This is a genomic window from Klebsiella planticola ATCC 33531, from assembly GCF_000735435.1.
Classification (GTDB): Bacteria; Pseudomonadota; Gammaproteobacteria; order Enterobacterales; family Enterobacteriaceae; genus Klebsiella; species Klebsiella planticola.
On record NZ_JMPP01000021.1, the window covers coordinates 56,639 to 75,366 of the forward strand.

The 18,728-nt window shown below is 57.0% G+C and carries 20 protein-coding genes; 10 read left to right on the forward strand and 10 right to left on the reverse strand.

Annotated elements, in window-relative coordinates; translation table 11 throughout:
• Nucleotides 1–2,100: a TonB-dependent siderophore receptor gene (locus tag GRPL_RS15665; protein WP_228134573.1), complete on the reverse strand. Its 2,100-nt coding sequence runs from the start codon at nt 2,098–2,100 to the stop codon at nt 1–3.
• A 214-nt stretch (nt 2,101–2,314) separates the two neighbouring features.
• Here GRPL_RS15665 and GRPL_RS15660 point away from each other — a divergent pair, with 214 nt between their 5' ends.
• Nucleotides 2,315–3,067: an AraC family transcriptional regulator gene (locus GRPL_RS15660; RefSeq protein ID WP_004866685.1), complete on the forward strand. Its 753-nt coding sequence runs from the start codon at nt 2,315–2,317 to the stop codon at nt 3,065–3,067.
• Between the two features lie 27 nt (nt 3,068–3,094).
• On the opposite strand, the gene GRPL_RS15655 is transcribed toward GRPL_RS15660, so the two are convergent.
• Nucleotides 3,095–3,997 (reverse strand): LysR family transcriptional regulator, encoded by a 903-nt coding sequence (locus GRPL_RS15655; RefSeq protein ID WP_032691055.1) that lies wholly within the window; start codon nt 3,995–3,997, stop codon nt 3,095–3,097.
• Between the two features lie 135 nt (nt 3,998–4,132).
• Between GRPL_RS15655 and speB (GRPL_RS15650) the strand changes: the two genes are divergently transcribed.
• The 6 genes from speB (GRPL_RS15650) to GRPL_RS15625 all read left to right on the forward strand — a co-directional run bounded on the left by speB (GRPL_RS15650) (nt 4,133) and on the right by GRPL_RS15625 (nt 8,638).
• On the forward strand, nt 4,133–5,104 hold the full coding sequence (gene speB / locus GRPL_RS15650) for an agmatinase (protein ID WP_032698987.1): 972 nt from the start codon (nt 4,133–4,135) through the stop codon (nt 5,102–5,104).
• A 13-nt stretch (nt 5,105–5,117) separates the two neighbouring features.
• Nucleotides 5,118–5,936 carry an ABC transporter substrate-binding protein gene (locus tag GRPL_RS15645; RefSeq protein WP_032698989.1) on the forward strand — a complete coding sequence of 273 codons (819 nt, stop codon included), beginning with the start codon at nt 5,118–5,120 and terminating at the stop codon, nt 5,934–5,936.
• A gap of 223 nt (nt 5,937–6,159) precedes the next feature.
• Complete coding sequence (locus GRPL_RS15640) at nt 6,160–6,441, forward strand: PTS sugar transporter subunit IIB (protein WP_032696809.1); 282 nt, start codon at nt 6,160–6,162, stop codon at nt 6,439–6,441.
• Between the two features lie 3 nt (nt 6,442–6,444).
• Nucleotides 6,445–7,809 (forward strand): PTS galactitol transporter subunit IIC, encoded by a 1,365-nt coding sequence (locus GRPL_RS15635; protein WP_032691058.1) that lies wholly within the window; start codon nt 6,445–6,447, stop codon nt 7,807–7,809.
• Nucleotides 7,806–8,261, forward strand: a complete 456-nt coding sequence (locus tag GRPL_RS15630) for a PTS sugar transporter subunit IIA (RefSeq protein WP_032691059.1) — start codon at nt 7,806–7,808, stop codon at nt 8,259–8,261. Before GRPL_RS15635 ends, GRPL_RS15630 begins: the two co-directional genes overlap by 4 nt.
• Before the next feature lie 50 nt (nt 8,262–8,311).
• Nucleotides 8,312–8,638 carry a MerR family transcriptional regulator gene (locus GRPL_RS15625; protein WP_032691060.1) on the forward strand — a complete coding sequence of 109 codons (327 nt, stop codon included), beginning with the start codon at nt 8,312–8,314 and terminating at the stop codon, nt 8,636–8,638.
• 22 nt (nt 8,639–8,660) lie between these two features.
• Here the strand turns inward: GRPL_RS15625 and GRPL_RS15620 are convergent, their stop codons facing one another.
• The 8 genes from GRPL_RS15620 to speB (GRPL_RS15585) all read right to left on the reverse strand — a co-directional run bounded on the left by GRPL_RS15620 (nt 8,661) and on the right by speB (GRPL_RS15585) (nt 16,474).
• On the reverse strand, nt 8,661–9,455 hold the full coding sequence (locus tag GRPL_RS15620; protein ID WP_032691061.1) for an SDR family NAD(P)-dependent oxidoreductase: 795 nt from the start codon (nt 9,453–9,455) through the stop codon (nt 8,661–8,663).
• A gap of 85 nt (nt 9,456–9,540) precedes the next feature.
• The gene (locus tag GRPL_RS15615; RefSeq protein ID WP_032696812.1) at nt 9,541–10,473 is read right to left on the reverse strand and encodes a 2-hydroxyacid dehydrogenase; all 933 of its coding nucleotides are present in this window, start codon (nt 10,471–10,473) and stop codon (nt 9,541–9,543) included.
• Between the two features lie 5 nt (nt 10,474–10,478).
• On the reverse strand, nt 10,479–11,207 hold the full coding sequence (locus GRPL_RS15610; RefSeq protein WP_032691063.1) for a class II aldolase/adducin family protein: 729 nt from the start codon (nt 11,205–11,207) through the stop codon (nt 10,479–10,481).
• A complete protein-coding gene (locus GRPL_RS15605) occupies nt 11,208–12,728 on the reverse strand; it encodes an amino acid ABC transporter permease/ATP-binding protein (protein WP_032691064.1) in 1,521 nt (506 codons plus the stop codon).
• A 33-nt stretch (nt 12,729–12,761) separates the two neighbouring features.
• The gene (locus GRPL_RS15600; protein ID WP_032691065.1) at nt 12,762–13,565 is read right to left on the reverse strand and encodes an ABC transporter substrate-binding protein; all 804 of its coding nucleotides are present in this window, start codon (nt 13,563–13,565) and stop codon (nt 12,762–12,764) included.
• A 9-nt stretch (nt 13,566–13,574) separates the two neighbouring features.
• On the reverse strand, nt 13,575–14,651 hold the full coding sequence (locus GRPL_RS15595; RefSeq protein WP_015585910.1) for an isopenicillin N synthase family dioxygenase: 1,077 nt from the start codon (nt 14,649–14,651) through the stop codon (nt 13,575–13,577).
• A complete protein-coding gene (locus GRPL_RS15590) occupies nt 14,651–15,511 on the reverse strand; it encodes a sugar phosphate isomerase/epimerase family protein (RefSeq protein ID WP_032698990.1) in 861 nt (286 codons plus the stop codon). Before GRPL_RS15590 ends, GRPL_RS15595 begins: the two co-directional genes overlap by 1 nt.
• A 12-nt stretch (nt 15,512–15,523) precedes the next feature.
• On the reverse strand, nt 15,524–16,474 hold the full coding sequence (speB, locus tag GRPL_RS15585; protein WP_032696815.1) for an agmatinase: 951 nt from the start codon (nt 16,472–16,474) through the stop codon (nt 15,524–15,526).
• A 112-nt stretch (nt 16,475–16,586) separates the two neighbouring features.
• Between speB (GRPL_RS15585) and GRPL_RS15580 the strand changes: the two genes are divergently transcribed.
• The 3 genes from GRPL_RS15580 (at nt 16,587) to oqxR (ending at nt 18,639) form a co-directional block, all read left to right on the forward strand.
• Complete coding sequence (locus tag GRPL_RS15580; RefSeq protein ID WP_032691068.1) at nt 16,587–17,498, forward strand: LysR family transcriptional regulator; 912 nt, start codon at nt 16,587–16,589, stop codon at nt 17,496–17,498.
• Between the two features lie 131 nt (nt 17,499–17,629).
• Entirely contained in the window at nt 17,630–17,977 is a 348-nt protein-coding gene (locus GRPL_RS15575) for a DUF6404 family protein (RefSeq protein ID WP_032698991.1), read from the forward strand.
• A gap of 185 nt (nt 17,978–18,162) precedes the next feature.
• Nucleotides 18,163–18,639 (forward strand): efflux pump transcriptional repressor OqxR, encoded by a 477-nt coding sequence (oqxR, locus tag GRPL_RS15570; RefSeq protein WP_032686421.1) that lies wholly within the window; start codon nt 18,163–18,165, stop codon nt 18,637–18,639.
• Nucleotides 18,640–18,728: the final 89 nt, after the last annotated feature.

An 18,728-nucleotide genomic window follows, 5' to 3' on the forward strand; every position in this document is an offset into this window, starting at 1 on the left:
CTACCACTTGTAGTTCACGGTGGCAATCAGCTGGCGTTTCATCGCATATTCGCAGCCGTTATCCTGACACGAGGCGAGATAGGTTTTATCCGTCAGGTTGGCGGCGTTAAGCGCCACGCCCCATTCACGCCACTGGTAGCCAATTCGCGCGTCGTACACCGTCGCCGCCGGGACTTTCAGGCTGTTATCGCTGGTGGCATAGCTGCTGCCGATATAACGCACGCCGCCGCCCAGCGAGAAACCGTCGAGCGGGCCGCTCAGCGCATACTGGGTCCACAGTTTGGCGCTGTGACGGGAAATCCCCACCGGATGTTTGCCTTCCGTGCCGTCGTTAGCGCTGGTGACTTTCGGGTCGGTGAAGGCCCAGGATGCCAGTACCGACCAGGCCGGGGTGAGGTTGATTTTGCCGTCCAGTTCGACGCCGCGAGAACGGATCTCACCGGTTTGCACGCTGAAGTTGGCATGATCCGGGTCCGGAGTGGCGACGTTGGTTTCACGCAGGTTAAACAGCGCAAGGGTAAACAGCGCATCGAGGCCAACCGGATCGTACTTCAGACCAATCTCCGACTGTTTACCTTCGGTGGGCTTAAAGGCGTGGCCGTAGAAATCGGTATTGCTGCTCGGCACGAACGACGTCGAATAGCTGATGTACGGCGCCAGTCCGTTGTCGAAGTGGTAGAGCAGCCCGGCGCGGCCGGTGGTGGCGTAATCGTTACGTTCGCTGCGGCTATCGGTAAGCAGATCGGTGCTTTTCGTTTTCGCCGCATCGTACCGCCCGGCGAGATTGACGATCCAGTTATTCCACTCCAGCTGATCCTGTAAATAGAACCCGGTTTGATCCAGAGTTGAGTGGGTATTGCTGGTGAAGGCCGGTTTTTCAACCGGGGTGCTGTAGTCCGGATCGAGATAGTTGATCGGGCTGGCATCGCCGTAGCCGGCCTGGCTGCGTACCGAAGTGTGCATCCGGTCGATTCCCGCCAGCAGAACGTGAGCGATCGGGCCACTTTGCAGGTGAAACTCCGCCTGGTTGTCCACCGAAAAGTTGGACATGGTCTCTTTCAGGTTCATCGAATAGCGGTCTATCAACGGCGCGTCGGCGTGCTCGCCCCACGGATAAACCATCAGATAGTTACCTGTACTGCTGATATAGCGCAGGTTCTGACGGAAGATGACCGTATCGTTAAAGTCATGGCGGAACTGATAGCCAATACTGCCCTGTTCACGCTCGTACTTATCAAAACCGGGCTGTCCGCCGTAGAAGCTGGTGGAGATCTGCCCGTTAGGGTTATGGGTCAGGGTGCCTGAGAGCGGCATCTGGTTGTAGAAGCCGCTGTCCGGGTCTTTGCGCAGCTGTGCAAGGAGGGTCAGGCTGGTTCGCTCGTTCGGCTGCCAGGTCAGCGAAGGGGCAATATCATAGTGCTGGTAGCGGGTGTGATCGACCTGGGTTTGCGTATCGAAAAAGGTCCCTGCGACGCGGCCCAGTAGCGTTTTGTCGGCGTTCAGCGGGCCGGTAATGTCGAAACCGGTGCCAAACAGGTTGTTATTGCCCGCGGTGACATAAACCTGACCGCCGGCGTCAGCCTGCGGGGTTTTGCTCACCATATTGACGATCCCACCCGGATTGGCCTGCCCGTAGAGCACCGATGCCGGCCCTTTGACTACCTCTATACGCGAGAGCAGGAACGGATCCCACGCCGGGCGGCTCCACCAGGCTTCACGCGGCAGACGCAGGCCGTCGAGATATTCGTCGGCTTCGAATCCACGCACGATAATGGTGTCGAAACGGGTATCCGGTCCGGCGTTTTCCGAGGCGACGCCGGAGACGTAGCGTAGTGCTTCCGGAATCGTCTTTGCCGCCTGCGCCTCAATTTGCGCCTGGGTGATGACGGCAATACTTTGCGACGTCCGGCTAATCAACTGGCTGGATTTACTGCCCGCCGTCGCGCTGTGCGCAACGATGTTGCTCTCGTCATCCTGCCCCTGTGCACCGGCATCGGCGGTAACCACTATCGTCTGTTCTTTTGTGCTATCCTGCCCGTTATCCGCAGTGAACGCTTGCCCGCTGTATCCTGCGATGATCGTACATGCCAGTACTTTCAACGGTTTATCCCTGAGAAACTTGCCAATCTGTCTCATAGCATTTCCGACTGTTATTAGAATTGGATGGAAATGATAATTATTCAACTTCAAAAGAGAAGCCTGTCCATGGCAGAATGGCGCGACTGGTCACCTGGATGTCGCCATTCGGACAAAAGTTGTCTCTAAACGCAGCAGTACGGATAAATGGTGAGAATCGGACAAAGGGCAGGTGAAGATGACAATCCCGCACGCTATTGAAGGGCTACGCCAGCTGAAATATACCCCCGGCAGCGAAGAGCCGGTTCATCAGCATGAACAAGGGCAACTGATCTACCCGCTGCGCGGTGTGGCAAAAATTGTGACTCCGCAGCATATCTGGCTGCTGTCGCCCGGTCGTGCCATCTGGCTGCCCGGCGGTTTGTCGCACGGCCTGCAGGCGATTGATCACGTCGTGACGCAAAATCTCTATTTAACCCCTCAGGCCTCGCGTCAGTTTGGCCTCCAGTGCCGTGGACTGGCCGCTACCCCGCTACTGCATACCCTGATTGCAGCAGGTCTGGAAGAGACCGTGTCGACGGAACGTCAGGCGCTGATTCTGGCGTTGTTGAGCGACGAGCTGGCCCGCTTGCCTGCCAGCATGCTGTGCCATGTCATTCTCCCCAGCGACCGGCGCGTGCGCCAGGTGTGCGATACTCTTTGCCGCGAGCTGGACCATGCGGCCACGCTGGCGTGGTGGGGGCAAAAAGTGGGGGCCAGCGAGCGCACGCTGGCGCGGTTGTTCCGCGAAGAGACCCATCTCAGTTTCTCAGAATGGCGTCAGCAGATTCGTCTGCTGGAGGCGGTATGCAATCTCGCGCGCGGCGTGACGGTGAGCAAACTGGCTCATGAACTGGGGTACGCTAGCGCCAGCGCGTTTATCGCGATGTTCCGTAAAAAGCTTGGCGTGTCGCCGCAGCGCTACATTCTGGCCACCGGCGGCCGGGAGTAAGCGCCTGATTTTTCCGCCCTCCAGCCTTTAGCCTTTTCGCCCCTTTGCACGAGTGCGGATGGTATCCCGCATCGCGCGAATTAAGGTCTCTTTGCTGCGTCCGCGACGAAAAATCAGTGAGAAGGGAGCCTGGTAACCATATTCTGTCGGCAGCAGGGCGCGCAGCTTTTGCGCTTGTACCCACGGCAGCGCATAGTGCTCCGGCAGATAGCCGATATATTTGCCGGACAAGATGAGCATCAGCTGGGCCTCCATACTTTCGGCGCTGGCTTCGCTCTGCTTAAAGCCTTTACGCCCCAAATCACTGCTGCTCCAGTAGCTGCGGGTGACCATCCGCATCGGCGAAATCAGCGCTTCCGTCAGATGCTTAACGGTAAAGAGCGGGTGCTTATCACCGCAGTAGAGCCAGTTTTGCTCGCGATAGAGCGGATGAGAAATCACGCTGTTGGCCTGAAGTGAGAAGGTCCCGACGGCGAGATCCAGTTCGTTATTCAATACGCCCTGTAAAAGCGCATTCGGACTTCTGACCTGCAGGTTTATCTGTACCCGCGGGAAGCGTTCGCTGAAGGTCGCAATAATATCGCTCATGGGCAGCATCGGATCGGTAATCGTGGAATCGATGACGCCAAGATTAAAGATCCCGGTTTGTTCACCCCGCAGGGAGGCCGTATTGCGTTCGAAATCCTCCAGCGAATTCAGCAAATCGATGCTTTGCTGAAGGACGGTCTCCCCTTTTTCCGTTAGCGAAAATCCGCCTCTGCCACGGCGGCACAGAATGATTCCCAGCTTCTCTTCGAGCTCACTCATGTAGTTGCTGATGGCCGAAACCGTCAGGTTAAGCTCCTGCTGGGCGTTGGCGTAGCCCTGATATTTGGCGACGGTGATAAAAACGTGTAACAGGCGCAGATTGGGAAATTTGCCCACTGACATAGGGGAATACTCCACTGTAAGTCCCGGGTTTTGTTTTTATTTTTCTAAACTAATTTTTTGGCTTTGACTATTTTTTCTCTGTACTACCTTCCGCAGTATCTCTTTATCGCCCCGATAAGCCATGGAGAAACTGCAATGACATCCGCAACTGAACATGAGTTCCCGCAGCCGCAGGATGGTGAAATTCCGCGCTTTAGCGGATTACCGACCTTTTTCCGTCTTCCTTTTGCCCCGCAGACCAGCGAACTGGATATCAGTGTGGTGGGGGTGCCGTGGGATGGCGGAACCACTAACCGTGCCGGCACGCGCCACGGGCCGCGCGAACTGCGCAATGCCTCCAGCCTGGTGCGGCGGATCCATCCGGTGACCCGCCGCTCTCCCTACGATTATGCGCGGGTGGGCGATCTGGGCGATGTGCGGATTAATCCCGTGGATCTGCAGGATAGCCTGGCGCGCATTGAGGCCTGGTATCACGCCCTTAATCAGCAGCAGGTGATGCCGTTAACCGCGGGGGGCGATCATCTCACCACCTTGCCGATTCTGCGGGCGCTGGGAAGGAATAAGCCGCTGGGCATGATCCATTTTGATGCCCATTCGGACACCAACGACAGCTATTTTGGCGGTGAGCGCTTTACCCACGGCACCCCGTTTCGCCGCGCGGTGGAAGAGGGGGTTCTCGACCCGAAACGCACGGTGCAAATCGGTATTCGCGGCGCGCTATTCTCCGCGGATGAACACCGCTGGGCGGAGGAAAACGGCATCACGATTATCCGTATGGAGCAGGTCAATGAGCAGGGCATCGAACGGGTGATGCAGCGGGCGCGGGAGATTGTCGGCGACCAGTCCACCTACATCAGCTTTGATATCGACGTGCTGGATCCGGTCTATGCCCCCGGCACCGGAACGCCGGAAATTGGCGGTATGACCACCTTGCAGGCGCAGCATTGTCTCCGCCAGCTTGCCGGGTTGAACCTGATTGGTGCCGACCTGGTGGAGGTGTCGCCGCCGTTTGACCAGGGCAATCTCACCAGCCTGACCGGCGCGACCCTGATGTTCGAACTGCTTTGCCAGCTTGCCGATGCTCATCATCGGCGCATTTCAGCTTAACCGGAGCCAACTGATGAAAAAATCTCTCTCATTACGTTATCTTGCGACCTCGCTGGGACTGGCGTTGGGGCTGGCATCGGCGGCCCAGGCGGCCGATACCACTCTCTCGCCGGGAAAAATAAAAATAGCCATGGAGGTGGCCTATCCGCCATTTGAATCCTGGCAGGATGACGCCATCGTGGGTTTCGATGCCGAACTGGCGGCGCTGCTTAGCCAGAAAACAGGCTTAACGCTCCAGCTGGTGGATACGAAATTCAGCAGCCTGATCCTTGGCCTGAGCGGCGGGCGTCAGGATGCGGTGATCTCGGCGCTGTATATCACTGAGGAACGTACCCGTCAGGCGGATGCTATCCCGTACGCCAACACCGGGGCCTATATTATGGTGCGCAGCGACAGTCCCGTTGCGCCGCAAACGGAACACGATCTCTGTGGGCTCACCGTCGGACTACAGCAGGGGACCTCATGGGTGAAAAAGCTGCAGGCGCTGTCGGCGGGCGAATGCCAGCAGCAGGGCAAAGGGGCTATCGAGATAAAAGAGTTCCCGACCTCGCCGGAGACGCTGCAGGCGCTGCTCTCCGGAAATATTCAGGCGCAGGTAGATATCGCTGGCGTGGTCAGCCTGTTTACCCAGCGTAGCAAAGGCCGCCTGAAGGTGAGTTCCCCGCAGACGATTTATCCGCAAACGCTGGGGATTTACGTTCGCAGAGGGAATACGGCGCTGGCGAAACAGCTGACTTCGGCATTGAAAACGCTGCGTGACAACGGGGAATATCATGCTTTGCTGCAGAAATATGCCGTCTACGGTATTACCGATAACGCGCCGCAGCCCTGAGATGAAAAGCGGAAATGTTGCGATAAACGAGCCATTTAATGAGATGTACGTCACGTTTTATGGCTGATTATCTCTCGAATGAAACTTAATTCTCAGAGTTATCAATTGATTAGTGTGTTTTTGCCATCCTTTGTGTATTCAGTGTGTAAAATTACACACTGATCACAATTCCTCTCCCCTCCGCATGTTTTAATTCCCCTCACCAAAACAGAGAGGAATTCATATGAAACACATGATGATTTGCTGCGGCGCTGGCGTAGCCACCAGCACCGTAGCTTTAAATAAACTGCAGGACTTCCTGAAAAAAGAAAATATCCTCGATAAGGTTCGTATTTCACAAGGTACCGTCGCGGAAGCCAAAACCCGTGACGATGTCGATTTTATCGTCTCGACGTCGCCCGTTGCGCTGTCCGTTCCGGTCATTAACGCTCTGCCGCTATTAACCGGCATGGGTACCGATAAAGTGTTCAACAGCGTGAAAGAATTAATTCTCGCCGAGGGTTAAGCCATGTTTATTGTTGATTACATCGTGGGGTTAGGCGCGTCGGTAATGATGCCGCTGATATTTATGCTCCTCGGTTTATTATTACGACTGTCCCTCAGTAAAGCCCTGAAAGCGGGCTTAATGGTGGGGATCGGGTTTATCGGCTTAAGCATTACCGTGAATCTGATGATCGATTCTCTGACGCCCGTCAGCCACGCGCTGGTAGAGCGTTTCGGTCTGAATCTGAACGTGCTGGATGTGGGCTGGCCCGCAGCGGCGGCGGTGGCGATGGGAACGCGCGTCGGAGCGCTGGTGATTCCGGTGTGCGTGGCGATTAACGTGCTGATGCTGTACACCAAAACCACCCGGGTGTTGAACGTTGATATCTGGAACCTGTGGCATCACGCGTTTACCGGCTCGCTGGTGACGATTATTACCGATAGCCTGTGGCTGGGGATATTTGCCGCCGGGATTAACTGCATTATTACGATGGTGATTGCCGACCGCACCAGCGGCGATGTCGAAAAATATTTAAATCTCCCGTCTATTTCGGTGCCACACGGTTTTTCCGCCTCATTTGTTCCGGCGGCATGGCTGGTGAATGCTATTGTCGACCGTATTCCGGTGGTGCGTGATATTAAAATTGATACTGAAGTGATTCAGCGGAGATTATCTATTCTCGGCGACCCGGCTTCTCTCGGGGCTATTATCGGCGCGCTGCTCGGCATTATTGCCGGAATTGAAGTAAAGGCTATTTTGCAAACGGCGATTACCATGGCGGCGGTGATGACCATTATTCCACGGATGGCGAAGATGCTGATGGAAGGGGTCTATCCGATCAGCGAACGTATTCAGGAAATTGCTCAGTCGCGGGCCGGATCGTTTGGTAAAATCGCCATTGGTCTGGACTCTGCCGTCAGCGTCGGCCATCCGGTGACGCTGTCCGTTTCGATGCTGATGATTCCGGTGATGCTGGTCCTCGCGGCAATCATTCCCGGCAACCAGTTCCTGCCTTTTGCGTCATTAACCGGTTTACCCTTCGCCTTTGTTCTGGTGACGGCGGTATGCCGCGGCGATATGTTCCGCACGCTGCTGACCGGACTGTTAACCCTGAGCCTGGCGCTGCTGATTGGTACCAACCTGGCGCCGATTGTCACCAGTACCGCAGTCAGCACCGGCTTCTCGCTGCCGCAGGGCACCACCAGTATCAGTAGCGTGGATTATGCCGGGGCGATGTTGCCATGGGCGATTATCCAGAGTTTCCACCTCAAAGAGATTGGCGTCGGGATTCTGACCCTCTGTACCCTCGCGCTGGTGTTGTGGAACCGCCGCAAACTGGCACAGGAAAATGAACGGCCGACAGAGACGGCGACGGAGGCAGGAAAATGATGTTTAGCGCTCAGCGAGTACTGACGTTTAACGAGGCCGTGAGTCGGACGGCCTTACTGACCCGCCTTGCCCAAAGTCTGCTGGCGGATGGCCTGGTAAAACCGAGTTTCACCGACGGCGTGCTCGCTCGTGAGGAGGTCTACCCGACGGGGATCTTTATGGAGACCCACAGCGTTGCCATTCCGCATACCGAGTTTGAGCATGTTAACCACACCGGGTTTGCTATCGGTATCAATCGGGCCGGCGTAGCGTTCCAGCGTACCGATGAGCCGGAAGAGGCGGTGGTGCCGGAGATCGTGGTGATGATGGCCATTGATAAAACTTGCGAAAAAGTGGCAATTATTCAATCCTTATTCGCATTATTAGCCGATCGCGATCGCGTTAACGATATTGTTAAAATGACGCCAGAGGAGATTGCAAAAGTGTTCACCGATGCCGTCGTCACGCAGTAAGATAAAATGATGGGCGCCAGACGGTGAGGCCGGAAGCGGAGAGGGGCAAGATGTTACGCATCAGCGACGTCATAGAGCTAGCGATGGTCAGTCGCAAGACTATCTATAACGCGATCAACAGCGGCCGGCTGAAGTATCAGCTGGTGAATGTTGATAACCGCCAGGTTCGTATGTTCCTTGAAGAGGATGTATTTGAAGCCTTTCCAAAAACCAGCCGCAGCACCACGCAAGAGCAGGAGATGCAGGCGCTACGGGAGGAGGTGGCTTCCCTCAAGTTTGCCCTCGCGGAACTGCAAAAGGCGGTCAACGCCATGGATCCTGAAAGTCAGTTCGAAATGACGTCGGTTAACGATCCGGCCAAAAAGCCCGGCCGCTAGTCAGCGGGCGGGCGCTAAGCGGTCAGACAATATCATCTACCACGCCGCCATCGACGCGCAGCGCCGCGCCGGAGGTGGCGGAGGCCTGAGTTGAGCAGACGTACACCACCATATTGGCCACTTCATCAACCGATGCCGCCCGCTGGATAACCGAGCTGGGGCGATGGGTCATCACAAACTCTTTGGCGAGCTGGTCCAGCGGTTTACCGGTTTTCGCCACTTCGTCTTTCATCATTTCGGCAAAGCCATCGGAAATCGTCGGGCCGGGCAACACGCTGTTTACCGTCACGCCGCTACCAGCCACGAATTTCGCCAGCCCACGCGCCAGCGACAGCTGAGCGGTTTTGGTCACCCCGTAGTGGATCATGTCCGGCGGAATGTTGCGCGCCGACTCCGAGGAGATAAACACCACCCGCCCCCAGCCTTTTTGCACCATCGCCGGCAGCAGCGCACGCGACAGCCGGACGCCGGACATAACGTTGGTCTGCCAGTAGTTTTCCCAGATGGCATCGTCAGTGTCGTAGAAGTCCAGCGGGCCATAAATCCCGGCGTTATTAACCAGAATATCGACGCCGGTTACCGCTTGCAGGAGCTGAGCGACCCCTTCGCCACTGCTCAGGTCGGCAACGGCGGCGCGCGGCCTGGCGCCGGGCACCTCATTTTGCAGGCGGGCGATGGCCTCGTTGACGCTACGCTCGCTGCGCCCGTTCACCACCACCTCCGCGCCGCTGGCCGCCAGCCCTTTGGCGATAGCAAAGCCAATCCCGGCCGTGGATGCGGTCACCAGCGCAACTTTCCCCGAAAGATCAATCTTCATAACTCCGGCCTTATGTGTTGTCAGACAGACCATTAAGCGTAGCAGCTGATGAGGGCGCAGGTCGGGGGATCGCCTGCGCAAAGGGTCAATAGCCCCGCTGTTTATCCACCAGATTGTTCAGCGGTAGCGCGCGTTGCTGGCGGTGAATGTTTTCCAGCAGCTGGCGAGCAACCACCTCCGCCGGCGCGATCGAGGCCATATGTGGGGTGATGACCACCTGCGGATGCAGCCACAGCGGGTCATCCTGCGGCAGGGGCTCAACGGGGAAGACATCCAGTACCGCGCCCGCCAGCCGGCCGCTATCCAGCGCCTGCAGAATATCGTGATTCACCATATGTTCGCCGCGTCCGCAGTTGATGAGTACCGCGCCTGCGGGAAGCCTGTCGAGCAGCGGCCGGGCGAGAATACCGCGGGTCTGTTCGGTGAGCGGCAGCACGTTGATCAGCGCATCCAGCTCAGCAAAAAATTCACCGGCCTGCGCGTCGCCGTGATAACACCGGACGCCGGGGAGCTGCTTCTCACTGCGCGCCCAGCCGGAAACGTGATACCCCAGACCGGCGAGGCGGGTGGCGATGTAGCCGCCGATTTCGCCAAGCCCCATCACGCCAATGCGAAAATCGGCGGCGGCCCGCTGCGGGTAAATCTTCCAGACGCGCTGACGCTGGTGCGCCAGCGCGCGATCGAAATTGCGCTGAAACCACAGCACGCCCCACAGGGCGTACTCGAACATCCCATGACGGAAATCCTCATCCACCACCCGGCAGAGCGGAACAGGGCTGGCGAACAGGCTATCGGGAAGATGGTCCACCCCGGCCGACGCGGCCTGGATTAATTTTAACGCCGGCGAACGCGTCAGCAGGCTGGCATCGGGAAACCAGCAGCTGGCATATTCCGCGGTGCGTGCCGCCGGATGTTCGGGTAAGACCGCGGTCACTTCCGGGAACAGCTGCAGCGCCTCGCAAATCTCGCGGGCATAGTTCTGGTCATTGCAATCGACAACGATAGTCAGGTTTGGCATAGGCGTTAGTCTTTGTAAGAAGTGTCGAGACGGTTCAGGCGGCGCAACCACGCCTGCCAGACCAGCTGGCGTTCATGTTCCACGCCCATCAGCTGTTCGCAGGCGTGTTGGCTCAGGTGTGCAGGAATGGTGTGGATGGCGCTGAGCGGAGCGAGCTGTGCGCTGGCCATTTGAATTTCGCAGGCGCGGTTGAGGTAGTACATGATGTAAAACGCATCGGCAACGGTACGCCCGACCGACAGCAGCCCGTGGCTTTGTAAAATCATGGCGATATTGTTCCCGAGCGAACGCTGGATTCGCTCGCGCTCGTCGAGGTCAAAGGCGACGCCTTCATACGGGTGGTAGCCGACGCGCTGGTAAAATTCGGTGCTGATCTGGTTAAGCTGTAACAATCCCTGCTGGCAGGCGGCGACCGCCATGCCCGGCAGCGTATGGGTATGGATGACGCAATGCGCATCTTCCCGCGCCATATGCACCGCGCTGTGGATGGTAAAACCGGCTGAGTTGGCCGGAGCGTGGCCTTCCACGACCTTTCCCTGCATATCGACGACGATGAGATTACTGGCCGTCACCTCATCGAACATCATGCCAAACGGGTTTATCAGAAACCGCGGTTCGCCGTCGCCCGGCAGGCGGACGGAAAAGTGGGTATACAGCGTATCTTCCCAGCCAAACAGCGCCGCCAGACGGTAGGCGGCAGCCAGGTCCTGGCGTAGTTCACGTTCAGTCGTCATTTATTGCACTCCCATAAATTCACGTATGCGGCTCAGCGTCGGATCTTCCGCGCCGTTGCGGATGCGCTGTGGAGGCACATCGCTTGCCACGACGCCGTTTTCCATCATCACCACCCGGTCAGAGATGGATAAAGCGAAGTCCATCTCATGGGTGACGATCAGCATAGTCATCCCTTCACGGGCAAGAGACTGAATCACCTTCAGCACTTCCCCCACCAGTTCTGGGTCCAGCGCTGAGGTGGGTTCGTCAAACAGCATGATGTCCGGTTTTAAAGCCAGCGCCCTGGCGATGGCGACGCGCTGCTGCTGGCCGCCGGAGAGCTGCCAGGGATATTTTTCGGCATGGGCCAGCAGGCCGACGCGATCCAGCAGATAGAGGGCCTGTTCTCTGGCCACCCGCTGTTCAACCAGCTTGTGATACAGCGGGGCGAGCATGACGTTATCGAGCACCGTGCGGTGAGGGAACAGGTTGAAACTCTGGAAAACCATGCCGATACGCCGCACGCCGGCGCGCATCTGCGGTTTATCCACGATAGCCGCCCCCTTAAGGTAATCTTCGCCATAGAGCACAATCTCCCCGGCATCGATGCTTTCCAGCGCGTTAATGGTGCGGATAAGGGTGGTTTTGCCGGACCCCGACGGCCCGATGATGCTGATGACCTGCCCGTTTTCGACTTTCAGATCGATACCTTTCAGGACCTGATGCTGGCCCCAGGATTTCTCGATCGCGCGCAGATCGAGCGCCGGCGGATTGCCGCTGGTGGGTTCGGCCTTCGCCGTATGCTGCGGCGCCTTCAGCGACTGACGCAGGGCTTCACACTCGGCGTCATTGAAGGTCTGCGGGCGCTTTTGCTGAATATCCAGTACATTTTCCAGCGCCCGGAACAGCCAGGTGAAGACCGTCACCACCATGACGTAGTAGACAGCGACTGCCAGCAGCGTCTCCATGACGAGGAAGTTTTGCGCATACAGGCGCTGGCCGGTGAGCAGCAGCTCCGGAAGTGAAATAACCGATAATATTGAGCTGAGCTTAATAATCGTGATGTATTCATTAATCAGGGTGGGTAACGAAATACGAAACGCCTGTGGAATAATAATTAAGCGCTGAATACCAATAAAGCTGAAACTTAATGCGTGACCGGCTTCGCTTTGTCCTTTCGCCACCGACATTAATCCGCCGCGATGGATTTCCGCCATATAGGCTGCTTCGGTAACGGTCATCGATACTAATCCGGCAATAAACGGAATACCGAGCAGCGGCTGGGTGACCGGGAAGAGCTGCGGCAGGTTATAGACAAAGACCAGCAGCACCATTAACGGCACGCTGCGGAAAAACCAAATATAGAGTTCGACGGGAACCTTTAGCCAGCGCGGGCCGGAGAGCTTCGCGCAGGCTAATAAAAATCCTAATACCAGGCCAATAAACCAGGACAATGAGCTGACGACGATGACGGTGATACACGCCTGCCAGAATGCCCCAACGCTAAATAATGAGAAAAAGTATCCCCAATCGAACTCCATACCGACTCCTGTTGCTCGTGTGCTTTATTGTATTTAATCGATGCGCTCTAAATTGTATTTCTTGATAATGGCGTCATATTTTCCGTTGGCTTTTAAGGTGGTTAATGTTGATTTAATAGCGGTCACCAGTTCGCTATTTCCCTTCGCAACGTAAATCCCCAGAGGCAGCGGGTAGACCAGCCGCGTGGAGCTGATAGCCAGCCGCCCACGACTTTTATCGACAATGATTTGCGCCGCCGGAGCGATTTCTAACTGCGCGTTAATGTTTTTCGACAGCAGGGCCTGCGAAGCTTCCGGCGCGGTCGGGAACTCCTGGATGCTGATGGCCGGTTTACCGTTCTTCAGGCAATACTCGTCGGAGTGATTCTTCAGGCTGGTGACCCAGGTGGTGCCCTGCTGCAGGCCCACCTTGACGCCGCAGAGATCGTCTTCCGTTTTGGGCTGAATCGCGCTGCTCTTCAGGGCAATGATCGACGCGCCGGACAGGGCGTAAGGGATCGCATCGGCCTGTTTCAGGCGCTCCGGCGTGACGTACATGCCGGAGATCACCGCGTCGTATTTCTTGCCGATGCCTAAAATCAGGCTGGTGAATTTGGTGTCGATCAGCTGCGGCTTCGCTTTTAGCTGTTCGGCAATCAGCGCGGCAAACTCCGGATCGAGGCCAACGATATTATTGTTGCTGTCATAGGATTCAAACGGCGGATAGGTGACCTCCATACCGACTTTAAAGACACCATCGGTCAGCAGTTCTGCGGCCTGGGTCAGCGGAGAAAAGCAAGCGGCGACGGCGATGCCCAAAGCCACACGGCGCGAGAGCGACTTAAGCGTTTTTTTCATCATGTATCCTCACGGGTTATTAACGGTTTTTTGCTGTGCTTGTTTCTTCAGGTGACCAAAGGTGTTGGTGCCGCGGGCGCGCTCCGGAAGCTGCAGTTCGCCGCGGGTGACTTTCTCACGCAGGTAGCGATAGGTTTGCAGCGCCTGGCTCCACATATGCTCGCCAATGCTTAATTCCTGGTAGTCGCTGGCTTCTCCGGCGGCTAAAAAATTGGGCAGCGGCCGGATCAGCGTGTGGTAATCGCAGGCGAAAAACAGCGGGAAGGAGTAGCGTTCCTGCGGCACCTTGCGAACACGGTGAGCTGTAGCAACAAATGTGCCAGCGCTTAATACTTCCAGCATGTCGCCGATATTGATCACGAAAGCCTCTTCTCCGGCGGCGCTCTTCGCCGGCGGCGCATCGATCCAGACGCTTTCTTCGTTCAACACTTCCAGACCCGGCTGGTCGGCGAGCAGCAGGGTGAAGCACTCGTAATCGGTGTGTGCACCAATACCGGGAACATCTTCGGCGCTGGCATCAAAGGGGTAGTGAATCAGGCGCAGCTTCGACGGCGGGCAGGTCACCATCGCCTTGAAATATCCTTCCGGCAGACCAAGGGCGAGGGCAAAGGCGTCAAACAGGCGATGGCCAAGGGCGAAAACCGCGTCATAGTAGGCCAGCACCCGGGATTGAAATTCCGCGAGTTCCGGCCACTCGTTGGCGCCAATCAGGGGCGTGCCGGCCAGCACAAACGGATGGTCGTCCGCCGCCTGGAAGCCAATATCGAACGCCTCTTTATGGTCCGGTTTGCCGGAGCCGTAAATCTCTTCGCCTTCCGGGACATAGCCTTTATGGCTGCGGGAGTGGCCGATGTAGTACTGCATCTTTTGCTCCATCGGCAGGGCGAAGAGCGCTTTTGCCGCCGCGCGGATGCCGGCGATCAGCTCAGGGGCGATACCGTGACCGGTGATGTAGAAAAAGCCGACTTCCCGCGCCGCTTTGCCGATGGTGTCGGCGACGGCCTGGCGCTTTGCCAGACTGTCGCTGGCCAGATCGCTGATATCGATGGTCGGTAACTCAGTGAAAGAACTTTTTGCGACGCTCATTACGACAGATCCTTTTCGGTTAGCGATAAAAACTCGGCGAAATGCTGTTGTTCATGTTTCGCCATCCATGCATTCAGCGACCACAGATCGGCCACCGGGACGTTGGTGAACGGCAGGTGATGCAGATAGCCGTCGGGGCCAAACTCGGGCGTCAGCGTGGTGTGCTGATACCCACGCCGGCGCTGCGAGCGCCAGATTTGTTGCCAGAAGCGCTGCTGAAACTGCAGCGCAGCCCGATATTCCGGCGCGGCCGGATGGGGCACCTGCGGTCCCTGGTCATAACCGGCGCGGGCCTGAATGTGGTGCACGCGGTCGATAAAGGCGCTGAAATCATCGCAGGGGTCATCCAGCAGTCGTTCACTCACCACAATCCAGTGGCTGATATCGGCGGTAAACCGCAGCTGAGGCAACTGCTGGATAATCTCGAGAGTCAGCCACGGGCTATACAGCGAGGTGGCGCGATGGGTTTCAAAGCTGCAGGTCAGCTCATACGCTGCCGCCAGCTCGTGGGCCTGGCCGAGAAAATCCACCTGCTGCGCCAGCGGCCAGCGGTCGTTGCCGGCCAGCAGATTAACGAAGCGCGGGTTCAGCGCTTTGGCGTCAGCGAAACGACCTTTCAGACGTTCAAGATGCTGCTGCGGCGTTTCGGCCTGCGCCGGAATCACGCCGCCGCCGCTGAAGACGATAGCGATATACTCCAGCGCCGATTCCTGCAGGCGTCGGGCCAGCGTCTGCTGCTCTTCCGGGGTCAGCGGTACGCGTGCTTCGATGCCAGCGCAGCCGACGCTTTTCAGCTCGTTGACCGTTTGCTGCCATGGGGTGGTGACACCCCAGAGCGTACGAAAAACCGTGAGTTGCATGAGCCGAATCCTCTATGGGTATTTCACGCCGGGCAGGACGCAGAGCATTTCGTACAGCAGGTTTGCCGCCAGCTGGGAGGTGTTGCCGCTCACGTCGTAGGGTGGAGAGACCTCGACCAGATCGCAGCCAATCAGGTTCAGACCGCGGCAGCCGCGAACGATTTCCAGCGCCTGAATCGATGTCAGGCCGCCGACTTCAGGCGTGCCGGTACCGGGCGCCCAGATGGGATCGAGGCTGTCGATATCGAAGCTGAGATAGACCGGGCCGTCGCCCATTTGCTGGCGGACTTCAGCCATCAGCGGGGCGAGGGATTTGTGCCAGCACTGTTCCGCCTGTACCAGACGGAAGCCCTGGTCGACGCCCCACTGAAAGTCGCCGGCGGCGTAACCCTGGGCACGCTGGCCAATCTGCACCACCCGTTTGAGGTCCAGCAGACCCTCTTCAACGGCGCGGCGGAAAGTGGTGCCGTGGGCGATTTTCTCGCCGAACATCTCGTCGTTGGTGTCGGTATGCGCATCGACATGAATCAGGCCAACCGGGCCATGTTTTTTGCTCAGGGCGCGCAGAATCGGCAGGGTGATGGTGTGGTCTCCCCCGAGAGTCAGCGGGATGAGGGGGAAACTATTTAAACCGGTGTAGTAATCCTCGATGATCTGCACCGATTTGAGCAGGCTGTAGGTATTGATCGGTACGTCGCCAATGTCGGCTACCGACAGCGATTCAAAAGGCGCTGCGCCGGTTGCCATGTTATAGGGGCGAATCATCACCGATTCGGTGCGGATATAGCGCGGCCCGTAGCGGGTACCGGAGCGCTGAGAGGTACCGATGTCTAACGGGATACCGACGAATGCCGCATCAAGTCCCTGTAAATCTTCGATAAACGGCAGGCGCATCATCGTTGCGCGGCCGCCAAAACGTGGCATCTCGTTGCCACCCTGCGGTTGATGAAAGACGTTATCCATTTCAGCTCCTGAATCTGACACACAAATACTCGACAGGGAGATAGTGCGAAAGATGGGCTGGACTTTACATCGTCTGCCGTAAATACTTAGTTCATTTATTGGTGAACTAAACATGCTCAACGACGGCAATCTCAATATTCGACAGCTGCAGGTTTTTGAGGCGGTGGCGCGCCTGGAAAGCTATAGCAGGGCCCAGCAGGAGCTGGGGATTTCCGTGTCGGCGATCAGTAACGCGATGTCTCAGCTGGAAGGGCAACTGGGGTTCAGCTTGTGCCAGCGCGGGCGCGGCGGTTTTGCCCTGACGGAGAAAGGGCAGCAGTTTTTACAGCAGGCGATTCGGGTGCTGAGCGAGCTGAACGAGCTGGAGCGCCAGTCGGCGCTGCTGAAAGGCGAGCACAGCGGCACGATTTGCATCTCAACGCTGGACTCGATTGAAACCGAAACCGCGCTGTCGCTGCCGGTGGTCCTGCGTAGCTTCAGCGATAAGTTTCCCCATGTGCATATCAAGCTGATTATCCGCACCCCGGCGGAGCAGCTTAACGGCGTGCTGAACAACCATATCGATTTGGCGATCGGCAGCTACAACTCCCAGGTGCATAACATTATCAGCGAGCCGCTCTATCGCGAGCAGCACTGGCTCTACTGCAGCGATCTTCATCCGATGTTTTTCAGCCGTCAGCTTGATAAAGACCACATCAGCCAGTGTCCGCTGGTGACCCGCAGCTACTGGAATACCAGCGACCTGCGGCGGCGCGGTTTCAGTAAAGGCAGTGCCACCGTGGAAACCGTCGATGCGCAGCTGCTGCTGATTCTCTCAGGAAAATATATCGGCTATCTCCCTGAGCATTATGCCTGGCCGTGGATCAAGGAGAACCGGCTGAGGGTGCTGCTGCCTAACGAATTTGGCTTCCAGTCGCCGTTCTCGGCGATCTGCAAACGCGGGCGCAGCAATGAGCCGTATCTGAAAGAGTTTCGCAATTTGCTGAAGAAGAATACGGTGGCCAGGCCGAAGTGGAATTATTGAGGGCGGTGGCAGTCTGGCTCCCCTGGGGAGCAGCACGGCAAATGTTGAGTATTGCTGTTTTTCCGGGCCTGTGGCTGAATATTGACCACTCTTAACGGGCTTTATTTATCTCCAGAGGAAGGAGCGGAACGATGGCATTTGAACAGAAGAAGAAAAAAGCGCTTGCGCTAATGGAGGAGAAAAAGATGTGGCGGAGCAACTATGCGCCTCCGCTGCTGCGTCTTTTCTGGAAAGTCGGAGGCAAAATGCCGCCGCCGCCGTTTGCTCCATTCTGGCTGAATACGCTGTTCTTCGCCGCCTGGTTTGGCCCGCTGTGGGGGCTTATGATGTGGTTTAGCACCTGGCAAAGTGAAGGCTATAGCGTCTCTGGCGCGCTGTTCGCCAGCGTGACCGCCGGGGGCTTATTCGGCTTTTTGATGGCGCTATTTCATGTCTGGCGTAAGCGTGCCAACAACCTGCCGGACTGGGATCGTCTTTAGCGATGAACGTGGGGGGTTAAATACCCTGGATGGCGATATCCGTGGTGCGGAAAGTGTCTTTTACGCCACGGGTGGCGCGTAGATTGCTTCAAAAAAATGACCGTATTTGTTATATTGTTGTTCATTGCTTATTCACCTCTGCGGCGCCAAAAAGAATAAGATTCGCCGCAACCCAGGAAGATAAAATGTTAGATTATCGCTTCCCGACAGCTTTGCAGATGGTTCTCAGCGTAGCGATGGCGGAGCAGTTGGGTCAACGCTCGACAAGTGCGATTCTGGCCTATGGCCTGGAAGCCAATCCGAGCTTTATCCGCAAATTAATGGTGCCGCTCACCCGTGACGGTATTATTGTCTCCACGCTGGGACGCAACGGTTCCATCCATCTTGGTCGCCCGGCGGAGAGCATCACCTTGCGCGATATCTACGTATCGGTGATCGAAGATAAAAAGCTGTGGGCGTCGCGGCCCGATGTGCCGGCCCGCTGTGTGGTCAGCGCCAACGCCTGCTGGTACTTCAAGTCTATCGCCGACGAAGCAGAGCAGGCCTCCCTGGATGTGCTGGCCCGTCATACCGTGGCAAGCGCGCTGGAAAAGGTCAAAAAAGGCGATACCAGCGGCTGCGAGCTGTTACCAGAACTGGATATCCTGAAAAAAGCGCATTAATCCTGCCGTCCGCGCAAAAAATGCCTTCACACCGAAGGCGTAGATTGCTGATAAAGAGCGAGCTTATTACATTGCCCGGCGGCGCTTCG

Coding starts and splice junctions, on each gene's coding strand:
- GRPL_RS15660 (WP_004866685.1), top strand. CDS start 2,315: ATGACAATCCCGCACGCTATTGAAGGGCTACGCCAGCTGAAATATACC.
- GRPL_RS15655 (WP_032691055.1), bottom strand. CDS start 3,997: ATGTCAGTGGGCAAATTTCCCAATCTGCGCCTGTTACACGTTTTTATC.
- speB (WP_032698987.1), top strand. CDS start 4,133: ATGACATCCGCAACTGAACATGAGTTCCCGCAGCCGCAGGATGGTGAA.
- GRPL_RS15645 (WP_032698989.1), top strand. CDS start 5,118: ATGAAAAAATCTCTCTCATTACGTTATCTTGCGACCTCGCTGGGACTG.
- GRPL_RS15640 (WP_032696809.1), top strand. CDS start 6,160: ATGAAACACATGATGATTTGCTGCGGCGCTGGCGTAGCCACCAGCACC.
- GRPL_RS15635 (WP_032691058.1), top strand. CDS start 6,445: ATGTTTATTGTTGATTACATCGTGGGGTTAGGCGCGTCGGTAATGATG.
- GRPL_RS15630 (WP_032691059.1), top strand. CDS start 7,806: ATGATGTTTAGCGCTCAGCGAGTACTGACGTTTAACGAGGCCGTGAGT.
- GRPL_RS15625 (WP_032691060.1), top strand. CDS start 8,312: ATGTTACGCATCAGCGACGTCATAGAGCTAGCGATGGTCAGTCGCAAG.
- GRPL_RS15620 (WP_032691061.1), bottom strand. CDS start 9,455: ATGAAGATTGATCTTTCGGGGAAAGTTGCGCTGGTGACCGCATCCACG.
- GRPL_RS15615 (WP_032696812.1), bottom strand. CDS start 10,473: ATGCCAAACCTGACTATCGTTGTCGATTGCAATGACCAGAACTATGCC.
- GRPL_RS15610 (WP_032691063.1), bottom strand. CDS start 11,207: ATGACGACTGAACGTGAACTACGCCAGGACCTGGCTGCCGCCTACCGT.
- GRPL_RS15605 (WP_032691064.1), bottom strand. CDS start 12,728: ATGGAGTTCGATTGGGGATACTTTTTCTCATTATTTAGCGTTGGGGCA.
- GRPL_RS15600 (WP_032691065.1), bottom strand. CDS start 13,565: ATGAAAAAAACGCTTAAGTCGCTCTCGCGCCGTGTGGCTTTGGGCATC.
- GRPL_RS15595 (WP_015585910.1), bottom strand. CDS start 14,651: ATGAGCGTCGCAAAAAGTTCTTTCACTGAGTTACCGACCATCGATATC.
- GRPL_RS15590 (WP_032698990.1), bottom strand. CDS start 15,511: ATGCAACTCACGGTTTTTCGTACGCTCTGGGGTGTCACCACCCCATGG.
- speB (WP_032696815.1), bottom strand. CDS start 16,474: ATGGATAACGTCTTTCATCAACCGCAGGGTGGCAACGAGATGCCACGT.
- GRPL_RS15580 (WP_032691068.1), top strand. CDS start 16,587: ATGCTCAACGACGGCAATCTCAATATTCGACAGCTGCAGGTTTTTGAG.
- GRPL_RS15575 (WP_032698991.1), top strand. CDS start 17,630: ATGGCATTTGAACAGAAGAAGAAAAAAGCGCTTGCGCTAATGGAGGAG.
- oqxR (WP_032686421.1), top strand. CDS start 18,163: ATGTTAGATTATCGCTTCCCGACAGCTTTGCAGATGGTTCTCAGCGTA.